This is a genomic window from Ferrimonas lipolytica (assembly GCF_012295575.1).
In the GTDB taxonomy this organism is placed as follows: domain Bacteria; phylum Pseudomonadota; class Gammaproteobacteria; order Enterobacterales; family Shewanellaceae; genus Ferrimonas; species Ferrimonas lipolytica.
Genome location: NZ_CP051180.1, coordinates 1,810,157 through 1,832,899, shown reverse-complemented (window position 1 = coordinate 1,832,899; position 22,743 = coordinate 1,810,157). Strand labels below are relative to the sequence as shown.

General features: G+C 49.3%; 20 protein-coding genes. 11 read left to right on the top strand and 9 right to left on the bottom strand.

The annotated features are described in order from the left end of the window. Positions 1-299 precede the first annotated feature (299 nt). Complete coding sequence (locus HER31_RS08550) at positions 300-1,538, bottom strand: NADH:flavin oxidoreductase/NADH oxidase family protein (protein WP_168660180.1); 1,239 nt, start codon at positions 1,536-1,538, stop codon at positions 300-302. Next, positions 1,535-2,158 (bottom strand): TetR/AcrR family transcriptional regulator, encoded by a 624-nt coding sequence (locus HER31_RS08545; RefSeq protein ID WP_168660179.1) that lies wholly within the window; start codon positions 2,156-2,158, stop codon positions 1,535-1,537. Before HER31_RS08545 ends, HER31_RS08550 begins: the two co-directional genes overlap by 4 nt. Before the next feature lie 229 nt (positions 2,159-2,387). Between HER31_RS08545 and HER31_RS08540 the strand changes: the two genes are divergently transcribed. Then, positions 2,388-3,182: a class I SAM-dependent methyltransferase gene (locus tag HER31_RS08540; RefSeq protein ID WP_168660178.1), complete on the top strand. Its 795-nt coding sequence runs from the start codon at positions 2,388-2,390 to the stop codon at positions 3,180-3,182. A gap of 75 nt (positions 3,183-3,257) precedes the next feature. On the opposite strand, the gene HER31_RS08535 is transcribed toward HER31_RS08540, so the two are convergent. The 4 genes from HER31_RS08535 to bepA are packed head-to-tail and all read right to left on the bottom strand — an operon-like array spanning position 3,258 to position 7,370. Further along, a complete protein-coding gene (locus HER31_RS08535) occupies positions 3,258-5,150 on the bottom strand; it encodes a hypothetical protein (protein WP_168660177.1) in 1,893 nt (630 codons plus the stop codon). 16 nt (positions 5,151-5,166) lie between these two features. Continuing rightward, positions 5,167-5,547 (bottom strand): DUF2069 domain-containing protein, encoded by a 381-nt coding sequence (locus tag HER31_RS08530; RefSeq protein WP_168660176.1) that lies wholly within the window; start codon positions 5,545-5,547, stop codon positions 5,167-5,169. Further along, on the bottom strand, positions 5,544-5,894 hold the full coding sequence (gene arsC, locus HER31_RS08525; protein WP_420811011.1) for an arsenate reductase (glutaredoxin): 351 nt from the start codon (positions 5,892-5,894) through the stop codon (positions 5,544-5,546). The genes HER31_RS08530 and arsC overlap by 4 nt, the downstream gene beginning before the upstream one ends. A gap of 18 nt (positions 5,895-5,912) precedes the next feature. Next, on the bottom strand, positions 5,913-7,370 hold the full coding sequence (gene bepA / locus HER31_RS08520) for a beta-barrel assembly-enhancing protease (protein WP_238786911.1): 1,458 nt from the start codon (positions 7,368-7,370) through the stop codon (positions 5,913-5,915). Positions 7,371-7,509: 139 nt separating this feature from the next. Between bepA and HER31_RS08515 the strand changes: the two genes are divergently transcribed. The 3 genes from HER31_RS08515 to HER31_RS08505 all read left to right on the top strand — a co-directional run bounded on the left by HER31_RS08515 (position 7,510) and on the right by HER31_RS08505 (position 10,954). Next, the gene (locus HER31_RS08515; protein ID WP_168660174.1) at positions 7,510-7,743 is read left to right on the top strand and encodes a sulfurtransferase TusA family protein; all 234 of its coding nucleotides are present in this window, start codon (positions 7,510-7,512) and stop codon (positions 7,741-7,743) included. 21 nt (positions 7,744-7,764) lie between these two features. After that, entirely contained in the window at positions 7,765-8,835 is a 1,071-nt protein-coding gene (locus tag HER31_RS08510; protein WP_168660173.1) for an AI-2E family transporter, read from the top strand. 565 nt (positions 8,836-9,400) lie between these two features. Continuing rightward, the gene (locus HER31_RS08505) at positions 9,401-10,954 is read left to right on the top strand and encodes an HAD family hydrolase (protein ID WP_168660172.1); all 1,554 of its coding nucleotides are present in this window, start codon (positions 9,401-9,403) and stop codon (positions 10,952-10,954) included. Positions 10,955-11,249: 295 nt separating this feature from the next. Here HER31_RS08505 and bcp read toward each other — a convergent pair whose 3' ends face one another. Together bcp and HER31_RS08495 are read right to left on the bottom strand one after the other, a co-directional pair. Beyond that, complete coding sequence (gene bcp / locus HER31_RS08500; protein WP_168660171.1) at positions 11,250-11,714, bottom strand: thioredoxin-dependent thiol peroxidase; 465 nt, start codon at positions 11,712-11,714, stop codon at positions 11,250-11,252. Positions 11,715-11,724: 10 nt separating this feature from the next. Continuing rightward, complete coding sequence (locus HER31_RS08495; RefSeq protein ID WP_168660170.1) at positions 11,725-12,264, bottom strand: glycine cleavage system transcriptional repressor; 540 nt, start codon at positions 12,262-12,264, stop codon at positions 11,725-11,727. Positions 12,265-12,431: 167 nt separating this feature from the next. Between HER31_RS08495 and dapA the strand changes: the two genes are divergently transcribed. From dapA to HER31_RS08460, 7 genes are all read left to right on the top strand, one after another. Beyond that, positions 12,432-13,310: a 4-hydroxy-tetrahydrodipicolinate synthase gene (dapA, locus tag HER31_RS08490; protein WP_168660169.1), complete on the top strand. Its 879-nt coding sequence runs from the start codon at positions 12,432-12,434 to the stop codon at positions 13,308-13,310. A gap of 9 nt (positions 13,311-13,319) precedes the next feature. After that, positions 13,320-14,402 carry an outer membrane protein assembly factor BamC gene (bamC, locus tag HER31_RS08485; protein ID WP_168660168.1) on the top strand — a complete coding sequence of 361 codons (1,083 nt, stop codon included), beginning with the start codon at positions 13,320-13,322 and terminating at the stop codon, positions 14,400-14,402. A gap of 530 nt (positions 14,403-14,932) precedes the next feature. Then, entirely contained in the window at positions 14,933-16,006 is a 1,074-nt protein-coding gene (locus HER31_RS08480; RefSeq protein ID WP_168660167.1) for an efflux RND transporter periplasmic adaptor subunit, read from the top strand. Next, positions 16,007-19,129 (top strand): efflux RND transporter permease subunit, encoded by a 3,123-nt coding sequence (locus tag HER31_RS08475; RefSeq protein ID WP_168660166.1) that lies wholly within the window; start codon positions 16,007-16,009, stop codon positions 19,127-19,129. A gap of 736 nt (positions 19,130-19,865) precedes the next feature. Continuing rightward, positions 19,866-20,891, top strand: a complete 1,026-nt coding sequence (locus HER31_RS08470; RefSeq protein WP_168660165.1) for a DUF2235 domain-containing protein — start codon at positions 19,866-19,868, stop codon at positions 20,889-20,891. Between the two features lie 6 nt (positions 20,892-20,897). Next, on the top strand, positions 20,898-21,884 hold the full coding sequence (locus HER31_RS08465; protein WP_168660164.1) for an alpha/beta hydrolase: 987 nt from the start codon (positions 20,898-20,900) through the stop codon (positions 21,882-21,884). A gap of 207 nt (positions 21,885-22,091) precedes the next feature. Beyond that, the gene (locus tag HER31_RS08460) at positions 22,092-22,250 is read left to right on the top strand and encodes a hypothetical protein (RefSeq protein WP_168660163.1); all 159 of its coding nucleotides are present in this window, start codon (positions 22,092-22,094) and stop codon (positions 22,248-22,250) included. A gap of 355 nt (positions 22,251-22,605) precedes the next feature. Here HER31_RS08460 and HER31_RS08455 read toward each other — a convergent pair whose 3' ends face one another. After that, positions 22,606-22,743, bottom strand: coding sequence for a TIGR02808 family protein (locus HER31_RS08455; RefSeq protein ID WP_168660162.1), 138 nt, complete (start codon positions 22,741-22,743; stop codon positions 22,606-22,608).

Genomic DNA, 22,743 nt, shown 5'->3' with positions numbered 1-22,743 from the left:
GTAGCAACTAAGTGTTGTTCTCTCCAATGTTGTTAAAACACCGGCTAGGCCAGCGCCGATACAAGGGGTTAAGCCTACCGCCGTTGTTCTTCTGCCGCATTGGAGCAGTCCAGCGAAGCGTTTTGGACTGCGACCTAAGCCAAGGGGGATTCCAAATGGGGCGGAGCTCCCCCCTAATACATACAAGAATGTGCCGTCGCCACCGCGACATTATCCCCTAAAGCACCGAAATCGGCGAAGCCGAAAAACCTCAACACTTAACTACGACACAGTCTTTCTGAAGCCTGTGGGCCGAACGGCTAGCCTCGGCGCTTCGCGAACGCAAATTTGCCTAAGCGGGTAAAGGTATCGAAGACAGCATACCAACCGCTTAGGTTGTATTTAGGCTCTCGGCCTCGACCAATACGACGTAATTGCGCTTCATACCAGGTGATGCTGAGCATAGCGGCAGCATCAAGCCCCTTAAAACCTGTGGTTGGGTTGTTCACATCAATCACAAAATTGTCGTTGGCGACCGCCTGTTTAGCGAGATCGGGCATCAAAGACAATGGACGTGCAAGACCAATCATATCGGTTGCGCCGCTGGCTAATGCCTGGTTCATTGCTTTAGATGAGCGGAAACCACCGGTTACCACCAAAACACAATTTAGATGTTGACGGGCTTGTTCTGCGTAATCTAGGAAGTACGCTTCGCGTTTGGCAGTTGAGGCTTTAACTGGGGCCTTCTTATTTGCCCCCATCATCGATGGTGACTCGTAGGTACCTCCAGATATCTCAATCAGATCAATACCGCCGCTATCAAGTGCTTTAAGTACCGCCATCGATTCGGTTTCATCAAAGCCGTCTTTCATAAAGTCGGCAGAGTTCAGCTTGATGCCAATCGGGAAGTCGTCGCCTACAGCGGCGCGAATCGCACTGTAAACGGCAAGTACAAACCGCATGCGGTTGTCGCTGTTGCCGCCCCATTTATCATCACGTTGGTTGTGTCGAGGGGACAAAAATTGGCTGACAAGATAACCATGGGCACCGTGGATCTGTATTCCAGCAAAACCCGTCTCTTTGGCCAGTTTGGCCGAGGTGGCGAAATCAGCAATGGTTTGCTCGATCTCGGCTTCGGTCATGGCGCGCGGAGTATTGAATGATTTCTCCAAGCCGCGACCTAATGATATGGCTGATGGCGCCACAGGCTCAGGGCTTAGTACTGCTGGGATCTGCTTACCTGGGTGGTTAAGCTGCATCCATAGACGCGAATTATTAGCACGGGCGGAGTCAGCCCAATGGCGAAATTTGGTTAAATCGCTGTGTTTATCCAGCACAACGTTACCGGGCTCGCCAAGGGCGGTGCGATCGATCATGACGTTGCCACTGACGCAGATCCCCACTTCACCTTCCGCCCAAGTTTGATAGAGCTTCGCTTGTTGGGGCAGGGGGTTGTGTTGTTTATCACCCAACTGCTCGCTCATAGCAGATTTAAATACGCGGTTAATACTTTGAATTCGACCACTGTCGAGGCTGTGGCCTAAGGTAACGACGTTCATGCTGCATCTCCTTGATGTTGTAGTTTGATGCCGAACAATTGTGTTAGCACCAGTTCCATCTGTTGATTAAGTTGTTTGGTATTGCCTTGCAGTTGCATGCGGATCAGCCCTCCTTGCCAGCTGTCCCAAAACAATCGTGCTAATTGCAACGAAGGCAGCGATGAGGTAATAACCGCGCTGGCTTTACCTTCATCAATGAGTGCCGCAAGCCATTGATCAAACTCATGCCAAAAACGCTGCATCGCCTCGTGACAATGCCGATTCTGGCTGCCGAGCTCTGCGGCTAGTGAGCCAACCAAGCAGCCTTTATCGCATTGGTTTTGGCGGTATAACTGAGCACCTTGCACCACAATCTGCTCGATCACTACGGCAGGTTGTTGTGGCGTACTTGCTTGTAGCAGCAGTAGTCGCTGCATAATTTGCTCACGGTAGTGGTCAATTACCGCGGCGACAAAATGCTCTTTGCTTTCGAAGTAGTGATAGAAGGAACCCTTAGGCACACTGACGGTGTCCAATATTTGCTTTAAGCCGGTGCCGTGATACCCCTGTTTAGCCAACAGTTCGAGGCCGGTTTCGATAAGCAGTTCGCGATTGTGATCGTTACGTCGTGGTCTGGCCATATGCTGAGTTCCTTACATCGATACAGTCACAATAAGACCGGTCGTCTAGAAATCATAATCGAAAGATCCGATTGCTGCTTGAAATTGATATCGCTGGGTGAAAGGAGCGCGCCGTGGCGGCGGTGGTGACTTTGGTTTCGCCGCGCATTCGAAGCTGTACTAATGGTGTTATCACAACTTAAATACGCTTAATATGTGTGCAACTAATGGTCGAAAAGGACGGTTCGCCATGGTCATTCATGATCAATCTGAACAGGTACTACTGCAGTTGAATCAGCAGGCGTGGGATCGCCGTACCCAAATTCACATCAAATCTCGCTTCTATGATGTCGATGGTTTTCTCGCGGGCAAGTGCCAGCTTAATCCGCTGGAACTGCAACTTATCGGCTCTGTGCGCGGTAAGTCGATGCTCCACCTACAGTGCCATTTTGGCCTTGATAGTTTGAATTGGTGTCGTCGTGGCGCTTGGGTTACTGGGGTCGATTTTTCCCCAGTAGCGATTGAACAAGCGCAGCATCTGGCTAAGCAAAGCCGGCTGGCAGGGCACTTCATCTGTGCTGACGTATTGTCGTTTGCCAATGAAACTCAGCCGGAATTCGACTGGGTTTATACTTCGTACGGGGTGCTGTGCTGGCTCGCCGACATTGACCGTTGGGCACATACGGTGGCTAGTGCGTTAAAGCCTGGTGGAAAGCTATGTCTTATCGAGTTTCATCCTGCGCTGGATCTGTTGCAAGGCTATGGCTATTTTAACCGTGCCAAACCTGATATCGAGGTGGAAACTACCTACACCGAAAATGCCGGCAGTGAGAAGCAACGCGTAGCAGTGTGGTGCCATAGTATTGGTGAGGTGCAGTCAGCCTTGCTGAAACAGGGCATGCAGATAGAGCACTTTCAAGAGTATGATTACAGTCCCTATGATTGCTTCGATAATTTAGTTGAGCGGCAACCAGGCCAGTTCGTGTGGGAACGAGATGGCCACAGTACTCCGTTGCTCTATTCGCTGGTAGCGAGCAAGAAATGAGATTGTAATTTTGACTCGGCTAGACGAAGGTCTCAAACCAGTGTTTGCGACCTTCGTTATTTAATTTATTGGTGTTTAGTGGTGATGGCCGTGGGGTAATTGATGACGCCCACCAAAATAGGTAACACCTGCCGGTGCGGCATTGGTGCTGGCTTCGGCCACGGACTGAGTGCTGACTTCCATTTTTGCCGCACTTGTGTTGCCAACATAGATTGCCTCAAACCAGTTGAGCCCACGAGTTAGGTCTATCGGTGTGCCTAAATTACCCTCGAGTTGACCGACCTCAGGCAGCAGCATGTTGATGATTAACTGTGCTCTTGGCACGATCGAGGCATCGCCGATACGGGACCGCTGGCCTTTGGCAACAATAAGGTTGCTACTGGATTGATCTGAAAAGCCGCTGGTTACCGCTACATCTCTCAAAATACCGTAACGAAGCTGCATCAGGGTTTCTTCGAACAGCATCGCTAAGTCTTCTCTATTAGAGCTGTAGGCGTAGTCATCGGCGGCACGGTCGCTGAAAAACTGGGCCGCGACGTCGTCCGGCTGGAGCAATTTTTGCGCCTCGGTCGGTTCTGCACCGTAAAACATCACCTCACCTAAGCCAAACATGATGGAGCTGTTAAGGGGGTAGCTGCTGGTTAGGAGATCTGACGGTAAACCACTGCTTTCAACCCGAGCGTAATACGCCTCCAGCAGAGTATCTTCACTAATGCTATTGTGAGTTGAGCGAGGGAAGTAGTCATTGGCATGCGCCAATTCGTGATAGAGCAAGCTGGTGAGCTGCGACGATAAATCCTCCCAAGGGCGGGGAGATTTGTTTCCTGGCAAATAGTATGGGCTAGCGTAGTTGTCGCCATCGACGTAACGCCATGGCGTTAGGAAGCTGAGCTCAGAGCCAAAGCCGATACGGTAATCGGGATCTTCATTGATACTCGCCCGCTGCCACGGCTGTTGCCATAGGTTAGCGGGATCGAGGTAGATGGCTCCGGTAGCCACCCAGTAGAACGATGGACGTATGTCGGAGCTGATAACAATGGCGCTAACGGATGACAAAAGTCGTCTAAAATCGCCAAATTGGTCGTTATCTCGCAGTAAATTTTCAAACTGTTGGCCCATCCATGGATGCGAGACTACCAGCCGTTCCAGAATATCGTCAATACTCGGCTCAGGAGAAACTTGGCCTATCAACGGCAGTGCATCGACACTGCATGGGGAATTAATCTGATTGCTATAAACGCATTGTACTAGCGCTGTCGACCACGGCGAGTCGTCTATATATGGCGTCATACGGGCAACAGGTTGGTCGAAAAAGGCGTTATCTACCGGGGCTGGCTCAGCTGATACTAACACCGTTACTACATCGCTACCCAAGCCACTACTGCTGTTTAACTCAAAGCTGAGTAAGGTATCTTGACTGACCATTGGGGCAGTAAAGGTCGCGAGCTGGTTGGCCGTGGCATCGGTAGAGCTGAGATCGGCAACGCTAGGACCTGCGGTTTGGACCCAACTCAGATCTTCGGGGTAATTGTTGCCATTGTCATCGAGCGCTTCCGCACGAAGGCTAACCCGACCACCGCTAACCACATGTTGGTCACTATAGCTGTTGATGGTGTCGTCGTTGCCTTCAACCGTAAAGCTAACGACTTCGGTTGCATCCCCTACGGTGACTTGCAACTGATAGCTGCCTGTTTGCGTGGTGGCAAAGGCAGCAATCGGGCTGATAGGATTGACAATATTAACGGCAGGGCCAGACAATTGTTGCCATTGATATTGATAAAGGCGACTGCTGCCATCGCTGACTTGAGCATAGAAAGCTGCGCCATCGCCGAGAGTGATTGTTGTTGCACCAACGATGGTAACGTCGCCATCGCCGAGTGAAGGGGGAGACGAGCCGTCACTACCATCACTGCCACCGCATCCGCTTAAAAGTGTTACCAAAGCCAAACCTATCCATTTGTTTACCATCGGTATTCCTCAATTGTTAGGATTTTAGCTTCTTTAACCCTAAGCCAAGTTCACGTCCCCGTGAACGGGCAAAGTAGGTTGAGGCAACGATCCAAATTAATAGCACCACAATGGTTGCAGAAGCGATAATGCGCTCCTGTGGGTAAACCCACCAAGAGGTGGCGCTACTGAGTAAGTATAGTGATGCCACAAAGCCAGACCAGGCGTGAGTATATGGTTTGCCTTTGAGGAGTCCAACGGCTGGGAACAGCAGTGGGATCAATAATCCATACTGAAAGGCAACGCTATAGCTACTTTGTCCAATGACAGACCAAGTACTGAGTAAGGCTAACGATAATAGGTAGCCGGTAACAGCAGTGGCTTTCAAACGCTGACTTGGAGCCGACATCGTGCTCATTTGAATAGACCTAAGACCGATTCTGGTGGCCGACCAATTGCGGCTTTACCGGCGTGAATTACTACCGGTCGTTCTATCAATTTAGGGTGTGCAGTAAGGGTTTCAATCAGCTGTGTTTCGGATAAGTCGGTTAGGTTGAGCGACAACTCTTTAACTAGCTGCTCTTTAACTCGGGTGAGTTCAATTGCGCTTTTGCCTAACATGGCCAATACCTGAGTCAGCTCAGCTGCTGAAGGGGGGACGTCCAGATATTTTACAACCGTAGGCTCGATACCTTGCTGTTGCAGCAGCTCAAGTGTTTGTCGGCTTTTGGAACAGCGCGGGTTGTGCCAGATGGTGGTAATCATAGTCATCCTTGAAGATTGTTATTTCAGTTGGTTGAGCTGCTGCTGGGCGACACGCATCTGCTTGATACGGGCATCAATCCGTGCCAGTTGCAGTGGATTGTCATCGGTTTGACGATAAGCGCGTTGCAACTCGTCTATGCCGTTGCTGTAATTTGCTCGCAATGCCAATAGCTCCGCTTGCGCGATATGCTTCTTTGCTGACATCTTGAGGCGGCCATATACGGTGGTCAGTAAACTATATACGGTGCTGTTTTCTGGGTCCAAGCTGCGTTGTCGTTCTAACAGCTTTCTGGCGGTCTCCCAATCGCCCTTTTTTAGGTGGGCATTAGCGAGGTTGATCTCAATTACGGCGTTATCTGGTCGGTTCTTTCGAGCCTGTTCTAGTTGTTTGATTGCGGTATCAAACTGTTTGGTTTCCAGCATGACGTCAGCAAAGGTATCGAGATAAAATAGGTTATACGGATCGAGCTTTATCAGTTGGCGGATTAAAGTTTGGGCTTTATCCAATTGGCCCATTTTGAAATAGGTTAGTGCTAAACCATATTCACTGGCAGCCTTAAATCGCTGATCGACCTCTTTGAGCTGGCGGCTAAAGACATCAATAGCGTACTCGTTGCTGTAATTTGAATAGCGAACCTGCACCCGAGCTTTAGCTAATCGAAACATTAAGCTGTCTTCTACCGGTCGCCGAGGGTAGCGCGCGGCTCGGTTGCGACTGTCAGTGATTCGCGATTCTGGTAATGGGTGAGTCAGCAAAATGGCGGGTGGCTTGGCGGCGAAACGGGTTTGTGCGGCCAAGGTGCCAAAAAAACTTGGGAAGGCGTAGGGATCGTAACCCGCCGCAACCAGTGTTTTCATCCCAATTCGGTCAGCTTCTTGCTCATTCATACGGGTGTAGTTGATCTGCGCCTGTTGCCCTAACGCTAGTGTTGATTGCAGCGCAGCAATCCCCGCTTCTGGGGCAGCCATAGCTAATAAGATAGATCCTAAGACACCGGCAACGGTTGCAGGAGTGTTCTTCTGTTGCGCCTCAATCGAACGCGCTAAGTGACGTTGCGTTACGTGGGCAACTTCGTGGGCAAGCACTGACGCCAGTTCACCTTCATTGCCGGCAAACAGGAACAGTGCGGTATGCACCCCAACGTGGCCACCAAAGAAGGCAAAAGCATTGATCTCATTGTTATTAATGAGAAAGAACTCAAATGGGGTTTTGACATTGTCTGAGTGTGCGACCAAGCGGTTGCCAACATCAGTAAGGTATTCACTCATTACTGGGTCAGTAATGATTGGCAGCTGTTGTCGCAGAATCCGCATATAAGCATCACCCAGCACATTTTCTTGCTCGATCGACAAGGTATTGAGTGCGGCTGTGCCCAATTCGGGGAGATCTGTGGCTGCATAGGCTGAGGTTGCGCTGTACAGAGCGGAACAACAACATAACAGAGCAGCAAGGTAGTGGCGTTTAATATACTTCACGAAATCCGTTCTTTGGTTTAAACAGCAATAGTTTACCGTTAATAAAATCAGCTATACCAGAGGTTTGTGGTTTCACCAGCTGCGGGTGATAATGGCATGGATGAGATTCATCATACTATCACCTTAATTGGAGTTATGGATGCACGAGCCGGAACAGGAACTGATTGTCGATCTGCGAAAACTTCGCTGTCCGATGGCGTTTGTTCAGGCTAAGCTCGCTATCCTTTCCCGACAGCAGGGAAAACCTCTGGTGTTGTTGTTATCTGACCGCGGTACTCGTACGGATGTTCCTCGTTGGTTAGAGAAAAAACAAATAACTTTTAACATATTAGCTGATCATAAAGCTGAAATGTCTGTTCGAATTACAGGCTAAGCCTAGGAAATCAAAGTAAAAATGTGGAATTTCGTCCAAACATGGTATCGAGAGAAGTTCTCTGACCCACAAGCTGTCACCCTTGCAGCGATCCTATTGTCTGGATTTATTGTTATCTATTTCTGTGGCCACCTACTGATGCCACTGTTGGTTGCGGTGGTGTTGGCTTACATGCTTGATTGGCCGGTTACGCGCCTTAATGTACTTGGCGTCCCTCGTGCAGTTGGCGCTGGCTTGGTGTTGTTGTTATCGGCATTGATCACCGGCGTGGTGGTCTTGATTCTGTTACCGGCATTATGGCAACAGGGGGTTGCACTGGCAGTAGAGCTACCGTCGATGTTAGCTAAGTGGCAAGCATTATTGTTAGAACTGCCGGAACGTTATCCTAACTATATCGCCGAAGGCCAGTTGGCCTCATTGCTGCAGCCCTTGAATGAATCGTTATTGAATACCGGTCGTAACTTAGTGTCGTTGTCGCTGGCGTCGTTACTGGATCTGGTGGCCCTGATGGTTTATGCGATTGTGGTGCCGTTGCTGTTGTTCTTTTTTCTTAAAGACAAAACCGAGTTACGCCAAAGCTTGAGCCGTTTCGTGCCCAAAAATAGAGAGCTGGCAAAAGTAGTGGCGCAGGAGATGAACGTTCAAATCGCCAATTATATTCGCGGCAAGGTTATTGAAATTCTGATCGTTGGTGGTACTACCTTTATCGGTTTCGCCTTTATGGATCTTCGTTATGCAGCGCTGCTATCGGTATTGGTTGGCCTGTCGGTGTTGATTCCGTACATCGGGGCGACCATCGTAACCATTCCTGTGGCCATTGTGGGTTTCTTCCAGTTTGGGATCTCGCAAGAGTTTGGCTATGTCATGCTGGTATACGGGGTGATCCAAGCGTTGGATGGCAATCTGTTGGTGCCATTGCTCTTTTCCGAAGCGGTTAATCTGCATCCTGTCGCGATTATCATCTCAGTGCTGATCTTTGGCGGTCTTTGGGGATTTTGGGGGGTATTCTTTGCAATTCCCTTGGCAACCCTAGTCAAAGCGGTTATCAATGCCTGGCCAGATCGTGAAACAGTTACCGCAACCCAAGCGTAATTTTAGGCCGTGTCGTAGTGAGCTGTTGAAGTTTATCTTAAGCCTTCGGTTTCACCGATTTCGGTGCTTTGAGGGGACTATGTCGCGGTGGCGATGGCACAGTCTTGTATGGATTAGGGGGGAGTTTCGCCCCCTTTGCTTTAGGTCACACTCCAATACGCTTCGCTGGCCTGCTCCAATGCGGCAGAAGATCAACGGCGGTAGTGCTTTCCCTTTGTATCAAAACTTGCCTAGCCGGTGCTTTCACAGCATTGGAAAGAACAACACTTAGTTGGTACACAGTGTAATTTTAGGCCCACTATTGGTTAACTTAACCCGCTAAATGGAGCTCTTTTAGAGCTCCGTTTTTGGTTATGATCGTGGTGCTTCAAAATAGTCGTAAACCTACGCAGTGGTAATTGCAAAATTACTCTATAAATTAAGTGCTTCCTCTTGCGAATATAATTAAGGCAAAGCCAATTTAATGAACTAATCTTCGATTGTTTCCGATCTCTATTAGCTGCTTAAGTCATAACATTTTAGCTGGCTCAAATTAGGTCATCAGGTCCAACAAGGAGAAAGGGTTATGATGAGTCTCTCGGAAGAGGCAGAGGCGAAGCTCAAACAGAAAAAGTTAAAACAGATGAGGCGGCAACAGTTACAGATTGAACGGGCAGCCACTACCGATAAGGTTATCGAGTCGGTCAACGGCAGCGATGACGATACGTTATTGTTTATTGATTTTGATGAGACCTTGTGGCTTCGCAACTCGACCGAGATGTTTTTAGCCTCCATCAAGCCAAGTCTTGTCGTTAGCTTGTTGTTGCAATGGATGATCCTGCTCCGGCCGTGGCTATGGTTTGGTTCGCATCGTAGTGAAGAGGGCCGAGAGCGATTTAGAGTAAAACTTGTCCTACGGTTGATCCCTTCCGCTAAAGCACGTTGGCTTGAACATGCCAAAGTATTAGGGCCGCAATTCGCCAATAGAGCGTTGATAACAGCCTTACAAACTAAACCTAGCGGCAATGTCCATATCGTTACCTACGGCTTTGATTTTATTGTGCAGCCACTGTTAGATGCAATTGCCCCTGAGTTTCAACTGACCTTGGCATCCAACTTCGATAATGCGGTTGCGATGCGACAGCGCGGCAAAGCTGAATTACTGCAGCAACAGTTTGGCGACGCAACACTGCAACACAGCATCTGTATTACTGATAGCACCGACGATATTGATCTACTTGAATTAAGCCAAAGGGGCTTATTCTGTCACTGGCCAGATGCTAGATTTGAGGAAGCCGGGTTGACACCGATGTTGCCGTTTGTGTTTACCAAGAAGGTCAATCGACCAAAAGAGAAGTACTTTACTCGAGTGATTATTGGCCATGATTATGTCGGGCTGTTACTTGCTTTTGCACTAGTGAGTGAGCAACCGCTGCTGACTTTAGTAAGCCTATTTTTGTTTGTCTTAGCGTTCTTCACTATTTACGAAACCGGATATTTTGAAAACGACAGACTTGGCTTGGTGCTGGAGCAAAACCCACGAGTCTCTGAGGAGTTCCTGCGCTTTAATCACCACTTTAAACCATGGTTTGCGTGGCTGTGCGGTGTGCTGTTAGCCGCACCGGCGTCGCTGATAGCTTCTAACTCTTCTAGCTGGATTCCTAGCTATTTTAATGTTTCCGGTTTGGCCGCGTTTGCGCTGATCTGGTTGGCGTTCATGCTATTTATGTTGTTCGTTCGAGCCACCTTCTATTGGTTTAACCGTACACCGGTGAAAGGGCGCTTGATCCCGATGTTAGTTCTGCAGTTTTGCCGTAATTGTGGCTATTTGGTGGTGTTCTCTACGTCGGTAACTGGTGCGTTATTTTGCTTATCATGGACGCTCGGTAAGTGGTTCCCGTATATCATCTATCGCTTTGGTGGCAGTGCAATGGGGTACCCCAATCACCTAGTTACGGTGTTAATTATGCTGAGTATGATGCTGGTGGTTGGCCTGAGTCATCAACAAGGTTTTGGGATCTTTGCTGACTGGCCGAGTGTGGTGATGCTGGCATACGCATTGGTGCGCGGCGGTAAGGATTTGTGGTCGTTTCGTAGCAGTCTCAAGCCGTTGCGACCGGTGGAGCAGCGAACGTCCTAACGGCTTATTACGTTCTAATGAATAAGGCGCTACCTAGCAAGGGGAGCGCCTTTATTGTTTTATTTGTCTGTACCGGTTGCGATGTTTGCTAGGGGCTACGTCGTGGTGGCGATGGCAGCCAAAGAGGGGCGTCGTCCCCCTTTTTGCCTTAGGCCGCAGTCAAAAACGCTTCGCTGGACTGCTCCAATGCGGCAGAAGCACAATGGCGATAGTGCTTTGCCCCTTTTATCGGGATGAGTCTAGCCGGTGCTTTAACCGTATTGATTAGTACAACCTTTAGTTGGCACACAGCCTTTTATTTGGCGAGCAAGTCCAACACCACCTGGTGGTGATCTTTGGTTTTGAATTTATTGACAAAGTGCTCGATAGTGCCATCAGGACCAATGATGAAGCTAAGGCGGTGAATACCGTCGTACTCCTTGCCCATAAACTTCTTTAACCCCCAAACACCAAAGGCATCAGCAACTGCATGGTCTTCATCACTAAGTAGATGAAAGTTTAACTGGTCGCGCTCTGAAAACTTAGTTAAGCGTTTAACTGCATCTGGGCTGATACCCATTACAACCACGTTGTGTTGTTCCAACTCCGTCTTAATATCACGCAGTTGTTGTGCTTGCACGGTACAGCCGGGGGTCATCGCCTTAGGATAGAAGTACACCAATACCCGCTTACCAGCAAAGTCGCTTAGGGTAATGGTTTCGTCATACTGATTTTGCAAAGCAAAATTTGGTGCTGGGCTACCAGCTTGTAGGGTATTCATGGCTAATCCTTTAATCGCTTACTTGGTTTTCCATTCGAGTAATATTGCAGCTTAGTCCGATCTGTTGAGCCAATGCTTGCAGGCTTTGTTCAAGATCATCTAGATCAACCTTAGAGGTGAGGTTAATCCGCACCTCTAATTGCTGCAGTCCAGAGATATCGTCATCTTTATCTGCGTGGGAGCTAAAACCAGCCAAACTCAGTTCTCGGTCCGCAAGGAATTGAGTGATCTTACGCATGGTGCCTCGTTTATCCTCACCTTCGAACTGAACCACTAAGCGGGCGGTGTAGCTCTCGGCGCTGTGGCGGGAGGTTCGCTTGGCGATGGTCATCAGGTCAAGCTGTGCTGCCTGAACCGGTAGCTCACTCTCAAGCCGAGTAATAGCACTGTAATCACCGGCAACCAACATGATAAGGGTAAACTCATTTCCGAAAATGGCGACACGACTGTCGATAATGTCGCAATCACAGGCCGAGGTAAGTTTGGCCAGTTCATACACAATACCGGGACGATCGGTGCCCATGGCGGTAACTGCCAAAAAGTGACTCATGCAATGACCTTATTATTATGGCCTTTAACAACTCTAAGTGGTTGGTAGGCTTAGGATGATATCGGATAGTTAGTTATGCTATCACAACTTGTTTTCAAAGGTGGCTCCCTTGTTTTACGCCAACACGGTAAGTAGTATGGCTTGCCTACGAAGTGGGGAAAAATAACATGTTTCGCGGAAGTATTGTGGCGCTGATCACGCCAATGTATTCAGATGGCTCTGTCGACTTCGACGCCCTGAATCAATTAGTTGAATTTCATATCGAACAAGGCACCGATGCCATTGTTGCCAATGGCACTACCGGTGAGTCAGCAACTCTTTCCAAGCAAGAGCAGATTGCAGTGGTTCAAGCTACGGTAACCGCTGTTGCTGGCCGGGTGCCAGTTATTGGTGGCAGTGGTAGCAATAATACCGCTGATGCGATAGCGATGACCAAAGCGTTGGATGAAGTTGGTGTTGATGCGATGTTGAGCGTTACGCCGTACTACAACAAACCCGGTCAGGCTGGCTTGATTGCCCACTATAAAGCGATTGCAGCGGCAACCACCACCCCGCAAATCCTTTATAACGTCCCTGGGCGAACCTGCTGTGATCTCAGCAATGAATCCGTTGCGGAACTTAGTCGCGTAGAAAACATCATAGGTATCAAGGATGCAACTGGCGACTTAGCCCGTGTCACGCCAATGCGTGCCGCCTGCGGTGCTGATTTCTTGCTACTGACCGGTGACGATCCCACCGCCATGGCGTATATGCTCAGCGGTGGTGATGGGGTTATCTCAGTAACGAATAATGCTCGTCCAGCACTATTTAAAGCGATGTGTGACGCCAGCTTAGCGGGTGATCTGGTCGCTGCACGTAAGCTTAACACCCAATTGGCGCCGCTGTTTGCTGCGCTGTTTGTAGAAGCGAACCCTATTCCGGTTAAATGGGCAGTAGAAGCAGCAGGGCAGACTAGCCAAACCCATTTTCGACTGCCACTAACCACACCAACCAATAATACTAAAGATATCGTGCAAAAGGCGCTTGTTGCGTCTGAGCAAGTTTAAGGGAACCAGATGAAACGGAGTGTAATTGCACTGACGGTAGTGGCTCTAGCCGGGTGTACTACCCCTCTAGAACGCCGTCAAGCAAGTGGTGGCTTTGACTATCAACAAGAACAGGCAGGACAGGCGCTGGTGATCCCAGCGACGTTACAACAGCCTAGCTACAACACTGAATTTGACATTCCCGCTGTTGGGGACCAAACAGACAGCAGCATCATTGGTAAGCGGGTTGATGTACGCCCACCATTACAGGTTATGCCATTAGCACAAGGTACGCGCCTGCAAGATAATGCCGATAGTATTACTGTATTGATTGAGAGCAACGATGACGATCGGGATCTCCGCCAAGACATCAATGACACGCTGTTAACCTATTTGGGCAAACGCGACATTAAGATACTGACAAACAATAATGGCGTAATTCAAACCGACTGGATTGAAAACGAAGAGGAGGTGGATAAATCGTGGTGGAGCAAAGAGGTTTACCACATCCGCCAACGTTACCAGTTTGATACTCAAGTTAAAGATCACGGCCGCTCCGGTTCAATTACCATTAGCGTAATTGATCACGAAGAGGGCATTAATGTCATTGATGACAGTATCGTATTGGCTGACGCCGATCGCCGTCGTTACGCCATTGATATGCTTAATGGTGCTATTAGTTACTTGAACTACGAGCGTAAAAAGCAGCAAGTAGCTAAAGACCTAGCAAACGGTAAAGGCTTTAATAGTGAGCTTGGTTTCGATGCCGAAGGTAACTCTGCCTTTATTGCTAACGCATCGTTCGAGCGGGTATGGACGCGGATGCCGCGGCTGTTGCCGGCGATGGGTTTCCAAGTACGTGACTTAGATGAAGAGCTTGGCACCATATTCGTTGAATATGAAGCCGGCAGCGGTTTCTGGCAAAACCTATGGGGCAACAACGATACCCTGCCGATTGACGATGGCGCTTACCAAGTGAAGATGGCAGAACTTGGTGAGACCACCTCGATTACCTTCTTCGACGCTGACGTAAATCCACTTTCAGCTGAGAAGGTAACTGGCATGGCCAATACCTTTAAAGAGCTAGTGAAGAAAGAACTCGACGATTTGTAATAGCGGTCGACGTTATCGCAGCACTTAGCGCTGCTGTTATCAGCATATCTAAAGCCAGCCGCTGTTAAGGGCTGGCTTTTTGCTTGGTAACGTTTGGATATCAGCAGCTAAAACTGTTATTGCCTTCAATTCGATTGATCTCAACCACCTTATCAACGTAAAGCCCAGTTAGCCTGTCAAAATTGCTTGTGTACCAATTATGTTGTTCTTCTGCCGCATTGGAGCAGTCCAGCGAAGCGTTTTGGACTGCGACCTAAGGCAAAGGGGGATTTCAAAGGGGGCGGAGCTCCCCCCTAATGCATACAAGAATGTGCCGTCGCCACTGCGACATAGTCCCTAAAGCACCGCAATCGGTGAAGCCGAAGGCTTAAGATAAACTTCAACAGCTAACTACGACACAGCCTCAAAATTGACCGATGTTAAATGGTTTACCGACAAGTTGAAAAACCTGTAAGAGTTTGTATCAGGTGATTGTTTCGAATTAACGTCGGAGTACACTAAAACGCATAACGATAACAAGGACGAACGATATGAAGAAAACGGTGATCATCGCCGCGGCATTAGCTGCTGCGCTCGCAGGCAGTGTCTATATGAAAGAGCAAAATGCAGCAGATAACGTGCCTCAAAAGCGGAAGGGAGGCAGCGTTAGTGTGGTGGTATCACCGGTTGAGCAAACCCAGTGGCAACGGCAGGTAGAAGCACTTGGCACCATTAAGGCAAGAGAGTCGGTTGAGCTGGCGGCCAAAGTCACCGAACGCGTGGCGCAAATCCATTTTGACGACGGCGATTCTGTGAGCAAAGGTCAGCTGTTGGTTACCCTCAATCACGCCGAACAAGATGCCAAGTTGACCGCAGCAAGAGCCAACCTAGTAGAGCAACAGCGAGAATACCGTCGTATTGAAGATCTGGTAAAGACTAAAACCATTGCTAGTAATGAATTGGATAAGATCCGCACCGGCATCGATGTCGCTGCCGCCATTGTCGCCCAAACCGAAGCCGAAGTGGACGCGCGCTATATCCGAGCCCCATTTGCTGGCTTGCTGGGATTTCGCTCTATCAGCACCGGCGCCTTAGTTAGCCCCGGCACAGAGATAAGTACCCTTGATGATATCTCAGTAGTTAAGCTCGATTTCCCAGTACCAGAGCGTTACCTCAATGAGTTGCGCCCCGGTAGCAGCATTAGTGCCATGGCGGCGGCGTTCCCAGGGCAGCCGTTCGTTGGTACCGTCGCCAATATTGATAGTCGAGTTAACCCAACGACTCGAGCTGTGGTGGTGCGGGCCGAGTTGGATAACGCAGATGGAAAGCTGCGCCCAGGTATGTTGATGACATTAAAGTTAATTGTCGACGAGCGCCGCAGCACCATTATTCCAGAGGAAGCGGTTATCCCTCGTCAAAATCGCCAGTATGTATTTGTGGTTGCTGATGGCAAGGTGGTAGAGAAACAGATAACCCTTGGCAGCCGTCAACGGGGTTGGGTTGAGGTTGAAAGCGGTCTGGTTGAAGGCGAGTTGGTTATCACCCGCGGCGCGCAGCGAGTGCGACCAGGGCAGACGGTAACACCGCGTGAGCGTGAGAACTTCTCCTATCAGGAGATCAGCTAAATGATGATCACTGATCTATCGGTTCGAAGACCGGTCTTCGCTTCAGTCTTAAGCTTATTGATTATCGCGTTTGGTATGGTGTCGTTCGACAAACTACCGCTGCGAGAGTATCCAAGCATCGATCCACCGGTGGTTGAGATTCGCACTAACTATAATGGCGCCTCTGCCGCAATTGTTGAGAGTCGAATAACGCGTATCGTTGAGGATCGAGTCTCTGGAATTGAGGGGATCCGTGACATCATCTCCTCCAGTAGTGATGGCCAGTCGTCGGTAACCTTAGAGTTTGACATCGGTCGAGATATTGATGCAGCAGCGAACGATGTACGAGATCGTATCTCACGGATCTTAGACAACCTGCCTGATGAAGCGGATCCACCGGAGGTAAACAAGGCCTCCGGCAGTTCTGAAGTTATTATGTGGCTCAATTTGGAATCTGATCGCCTTAATAGTATTGAGCTAACGGATTTCGCTAACCGTTATCTGAAAGACCGTTTTTCGGTGTTGGATGGGGTGGCAGATGTTTACCTTGGTGGCGCTAAGAACTATGCGGTGCGGATCTGGATTGACCGGCAAAAACTTGCGGCTCGTGGTGTTACCGTTGGCGATATTGAAGCCGCGCTGCGGGCGGAAAACGTTGAACTACCAGCGGGCTACCTTGAATCGAAGTCGCGAATCTTTTCGGTTCGAGTGCAGCGCAGCTACGTCGAGCCAGATGACTTTGCCCAACTGGTGATTGGTAGCGGTGAAGATGATTATCGGATCCGTCTTGCAGACGTTGCCACCGTTGAGCTTGGCTCGCAGGAGGAACGCATCACCTTCCGTGGCAATCAACAAGACATGATTGGTGTTGGTATTACGCGCCAATCAACCGCCAACACGCTTGCGGTTGCTCGCGACGTTAATAAGCTAGTGGAAGAGTTAAACCAAACCCTGCCTGAAGGGATGCATCTGGCGCGATCCTACGACTCATCGGTATTTATTCAAGCCTCCGTTGATGAGGTTTACAACACCCTGTTTATTGCGATGGGGTTGGTGGTATTGGTGATCTTCTTGTTCCTTGGTAGTGTTCGCGCCATGTTAATCCCAGCGCTTACGGTCCCGGTTTCGCTTATTGGTACCTTTATCGTGCTGTATGCACTGGGTTACTCCATCAACCTGCTGACCTTATTAGCGATGATCCTCGCCATCGGTATGGTGGTCGATGACGCCATTGTTATGCTCGAAAATATCCACCGTCGTATCGAGATGGGCGAACCACCGCTTAAAGCGGCATTTCTTGGTGCCCGTCAGGTTGGTTTTGCCATCGTCGCTACTACCTTAGTGTTGATTGCGGTATTCCTACCTATCGGTTTTTTGGAGGGAGACCTGGGCAAGTTGTTCCGAGAATTTTCAATCGCCATGAGTTCAGCGGTGTTGCTGTCATCGCTAACTGCGTTAACGCTGAGCCCAATGATGGGAGCCAACATCCTCAAACCAGTAGAGACAGAACCTTGGTTGAGCCGGAAGATAGATGCGGCGTTGAATGTGGTTAAGCGCCACTACCGTAATTCGCTAACGGAGTGGGTTCAGCACCCACTGCTAGTTGTGCTGATTATCGTCGTGGCGTTCGCTGGTACCGGTTGGTTGGTGACCAAATTACCGAGTGAGTTTTCTCCAAAAGAAGATCGTGGTTCGATGTTTGTTATGGTCAATGGGCCTGAAGGCGCCTCCTTTGAACAAATATCCGAGTACATGAATGAGGTTGAACACCGGCTGATGCCATTGGTGGAAACAGGTGAAATCAACCGCTTGTTGATCCGAGCGCCTCGCGGCTTTGGCAATACCGCTGATTTTTCAGGTGGTATGGCGATCATTAATCTGGCTGATTGGTCACAGCGGCGCCCGGCCAATGAGATCACTGCTGACATTCGTCAGCGTCTGAGTGATCTGGCTGGAGTTAGAGCGTTTCCGGTAATGCGCCAGGCTTTTGGTCGCGGTGTTGGTAAGCCAGTGCAGTTTGTTATAGGTGGTGGTTCCTATGAGGAGTTAGCGCAATGGCGAGATATTTTGATTGCTGAGGCGCGCAACAACCCCGGTCTAACTGGCCTAGACCACGATTATAAAGAGACCAAGCCGCAGTTTCGGGTTGAGATTGACCGCGACCGTGCCGCTGATCTTGGGGTTTCCATCCGTAACATCGGCTCGACGTTGGAGTCGATGCTAGGCTCCCGCTACGTCACCACCTTTGTTCAGCGTGGTGAAGAGTACGATGTGATTATTGAAGGGCAACGGGATAGGCAAAACAACGCGACCGATATGGAAGGGCTTTATGTTCGTTCTGAACGCAGTGGCGAACTTATCCCGCTCTCCAATCTCGTCACAGTTGAGGAGTACGCCAGTGCACCGCGGTTGAACCGCTTTAATCGTCTACGTGCTATCACGATTGAGGCCAACCTAGCGGAAGGGTACACCTTGGGTGAAGCTTTATCCTCACTCAATGCCATAGTAGCGGACAAGCTCCCAGAGGAGGTGGTGGTTAGTTATAAAGGGCCATCGCGCGACTACCAAGAGTCCGGTTCCGGCGTGATATTTGTATTTGCGCTTGCATTGGTTGTGGTGTTCTTGGTTTTGGCGGCGCAGTTTGAAAGCTACGTGCATCCGTTGGTGATCATGCTGACCGTGCCATTAGCAACCTTTGGTGCTTTGCTGGGGCTGTACTTCACCGATCAAAGCCTCAACATCTATTCAGAGATTGGCATCATTATGTTGATCGGCTTGGCAGCTAAGAATGGCATTTTGATAGTGGAGTTCGCTAACCAGCTACGTGATCAGGGCAGCCCGTTTGAGGAGGCGATTATCGAGGCAGCACAGGCTCGCCTGCGACCAATCCTAATGACTGGGATCACCACCGCAGCTGGCGCGATCCCATTGGTGCTCGCCAGTGGTGCCGGCGCTGAAACACGCTTTGTGATTGGTGTAGTGGTGATGACCGGTATTACGGTCGCGACCATGTTTACCCTATTGGTGATCCCAGTTGTGTATCACTTGCTCGCAAGGCACACCAACAGCCCTGAGTTTGTCAGTCGAAAGCTGGAACAACAGCTCAATGAAGAAAATACGGTGTTGATGAAAAAGGTGAGTTAACCAACTTGCTGTTCATCACATAAAAAATATAACGCTGGAACCTCGGTTTCAGCGTTTATTTAGGCTCTGTACCAACTAGGTGTTGTGCCAACCAATACTGTTAAAGCACCGGCTGGCTGCGTCCCGATACAAGGCAGAGAGCACTACCGCCATTGATCTTTTGCCGCATTGGAGTAGTCGAGCGAAGCGTTTTGGATTACGACCTAGGGCAAAAAAGGGCTGTGTACTAATTAAGTGTTGTTCTTTCTAATACAGTTAAAGCACCGGCTAGGGGAGCGTCGATACAAGGGGTTAAGCACTACCGCCGTTGACCTTCTGTCGCATTGGAGCAGTCCAGCGAAGCGCTTTGGAGTGCAACCTAAGGCAAGGCGGGATTCCAAAGGGGACGAATCTTCCCGCTAATGCAGACAAGAATGTGCCGTCGTCACCGCGACATCCTCCCTCCAAAGCACCGAAGTCTTAAGATCAACTTTAACAGCTAACTACGACACTGCCTCAAAAAGGGTGGACGCTCCTCGTTGGGGGCCGTCGGCATCGCGACATAGGCCCTCTCAAACACCACAGCCAAAGGCCTGAGGTAAATCTCAACAGCTGGCTACAACAGAGCCGTTATTTATGACCGGTTCATATTTTGTGTTCAACCAATACGGCTAACTCGATGGTATTACCACAATCAACTGTACATTGGCGCAGAGTTAGCTAGCTTTAACCACTACTGCGTGGAGGGATAACCACTTTGGCAAATATTGTAGTTTGCGCCGATGGCACATGGAATCGACCCGAGCAAGACTCATCTGATTACCCAACCAATGTATTGAAGTTGGCACGAGCAGTGACTGCGAGTCAGGGAGAGATAAAACAGCACGTCTTTTATGATTGGGGGCTTGGCTCTTACTATCACGCTGTAACTGGTGGCGCGTTTGGCCGTGGTATTGAAAAGAACATTATCGATGGCTATCGCTATATTGTTCAAAACTACCACCAAGGAGATCAAATCTACTTGTTTGGTTTTAGTCGTGGGGCCTACACCGTCCGTGCACTTAGTGGGCTGATTAATAACTGTGGCATCCTCCGCCGTGAACACGCAGCGCGGATCCCAGAGGCGTGGAAACTCTATAAAAGTGCGGTAAAAAACAAGCGTCCAAGCGGCCCAACCGCAGTTAACTTTCGGCAGCAATACAGCCATCAAGGTAAACAGGTTCGATTTATCGGGGTATGGGACACCGTTGGTGCACTTGGGATCCCGCGTAGCATCATCGGTTTTTTCTCCGATAAAGATGAATTTTACGATACGGAGCTTGGTTCCAACGTTGAGATTGCCCGGCACGCGCTCGCAATAGACGAGAAGCGTACCGATTTCGAGCCAACGCTGTGGGAGGCAAAGCAGGGCTTGGATCTGCAGCAAGTTTGGTTCTGCGGCGTTCATTCGGACATTGGTGGCTCCTACAAACCAGATAAACAAGGATATCTAGCCTCTGATTTGCCACTGCAGTGGATGCTAACTGAAGCCGCTAGCGCGGGCTTGGTGATTGAGCCCTATATCCATAATCGGTTAAGCATTAACCCCGTGGCTAAACTTAACCAGTCTCGTCGCCGGTTATACCGTTTGTCCAAGCCATTACATCGTGACTTAAAAACTGGGGAAAAAAAACCGTCCACATTGCACCCCAGTGTGCAACAACGCTTCTTACAAGATCCAAATTATCGACCACCACAGCTAGTTAAATGGGCAGAACAACAAGGCTGGAGTGAAAGCGAATAGGAACTGATGATGAAGATAGCTTTGAGTTTACTGCTGGCATCGCTGCTTTATCTTGCCATCGCGATGGTATTGGTATGGCTTCCGATAAAGCGGGAGCAGACTGACAATGGGCTGCATTTTGACCAGCTCACCATCGTTAATCCTGTTAACTTTGGTGGTGCTACCCAGTATTTCATCGCTCGAGATGGTAAGTCATTGTTTTATCGCCAGCTCAATGGTGGTGGTGAATTAGTCATCATATTGCTCCATGGTTCCGGTACCGAGGGGCGTTATCTACTACCACTGGCTCAACAGCTTAACCAACAACTTGATGCAACAGTTGTGGTTCCAGATCTACGAGGTCACGGCAAGTCATCACTGACTAACCGCGGCGATATCGATTATCTTGGTCAGTTTACCCACGATCTTGATGATCTAAACAGTCACCTACGACGGCAGTATCGACACGCGAAGTTTGTGTTAGGTGGGCATTCCTCTGGAGGTGGCTTAGCTATCCGCTACGGCGGCGAAGGGCTACAACAGATGGATGGCTATCTATTGCTTGCCCCCTACTTGGGCTATCAAGCACCAACAGTCCGGGAAAACAGTGGCGGTTGGGTGCAAGTGGTTGGTTACCGTTATGCTGGTTTGGCGATGCTTAACAACATCGGCATTACTCAGTTTAACGATAAAGCGGTGTTGTTTTTTAACCGGCCAGCGGCGCTGACAGGACCAATGCAGGCCGAGCACTATTCGTACCGTCTGAATGAGTCACTTGCCCCACAAGACTACGGCATGCTGCTTGGTAATAATAAGGCCCCCATTTTAGTGTTGGTTGGTGCTAAGGATGAGTCGTTTTACGCTGATAGGTTTGAATCGACCTTTGCTGCTGTTGCCCCTCATGCGAAGGTGCAGATAATTACCAATGTCACTCATTTGGGGTTGCCCAATGATTCCCGGGCGATGAAGTCGATAAATCAATGGGTTCGGTCGCAGTTAATAGCGCCAAAGTAGTGCGCTTGCTATAGGCACTGTACGAAAGTGAGTTAAATTCTTATCGATGCAATCTATTGAGAACGGCTGTTGGTTTAGGCACTAATACTGATGAATCTGAGATCCGTTTTGTGTTTGTTCGGCACCAATGGGCGCTTGCAGTTAACTATTTTGCTGCTAGTTATCTACACTAAAAATTAGCCTAACTCGTAATGATTGAGAGCCACCATGAAAGCCTTACAACTGATCATGCTGAGCACAGTATTGATGCTTACTAGCGGCTGCGCTTACCACACTGAAACAGGGCAGCAAAAACGTGCGCAACTAGACGAAGCCCAGCAAGCGTTCCACAAACAGAAAAATGAGCAACCTAAGGGCGACAATTGAAACCAATGTTTTAACAACGGTCTGTCAATCCACAACTCATAAAAAAGGGCTGTGTCGTAGTTAGCTGTTGAAGTTTATCTCAAGCCTTCGGTGCTTTAGGGGAGGATGTCGCGGTGGCGATGGCACATTTTTGTATGCATTAGCGGGGAGCTCCGCCCCCCTTTGTATTCCCCCTTGCCTTAGGTCGCACTCCAATGTGACAGACGTTCAAAGGCGTTAATGCTTTATTCTTCTGTATCGGGACGCACCTAGCCAGTGCTTTAACAGTATTGGTTAGCACAACATTTAGTTGGTACAAAGCCTAAAAAGGGCCCTAAAACCATGTTTAAGGGCCCTTTACTGTGGCGCTAATTAATTAGCTTTGTTTTTTGTCTTGGTTTAGCGACAGGACCCACAGCGAGATTGCGGCGACTGCGGCAAAACCAGCGAGGATAATTAACGGCATGGCGATATAACCTAGGACATGCCAAATTACTGACTCTAACGTACTCAT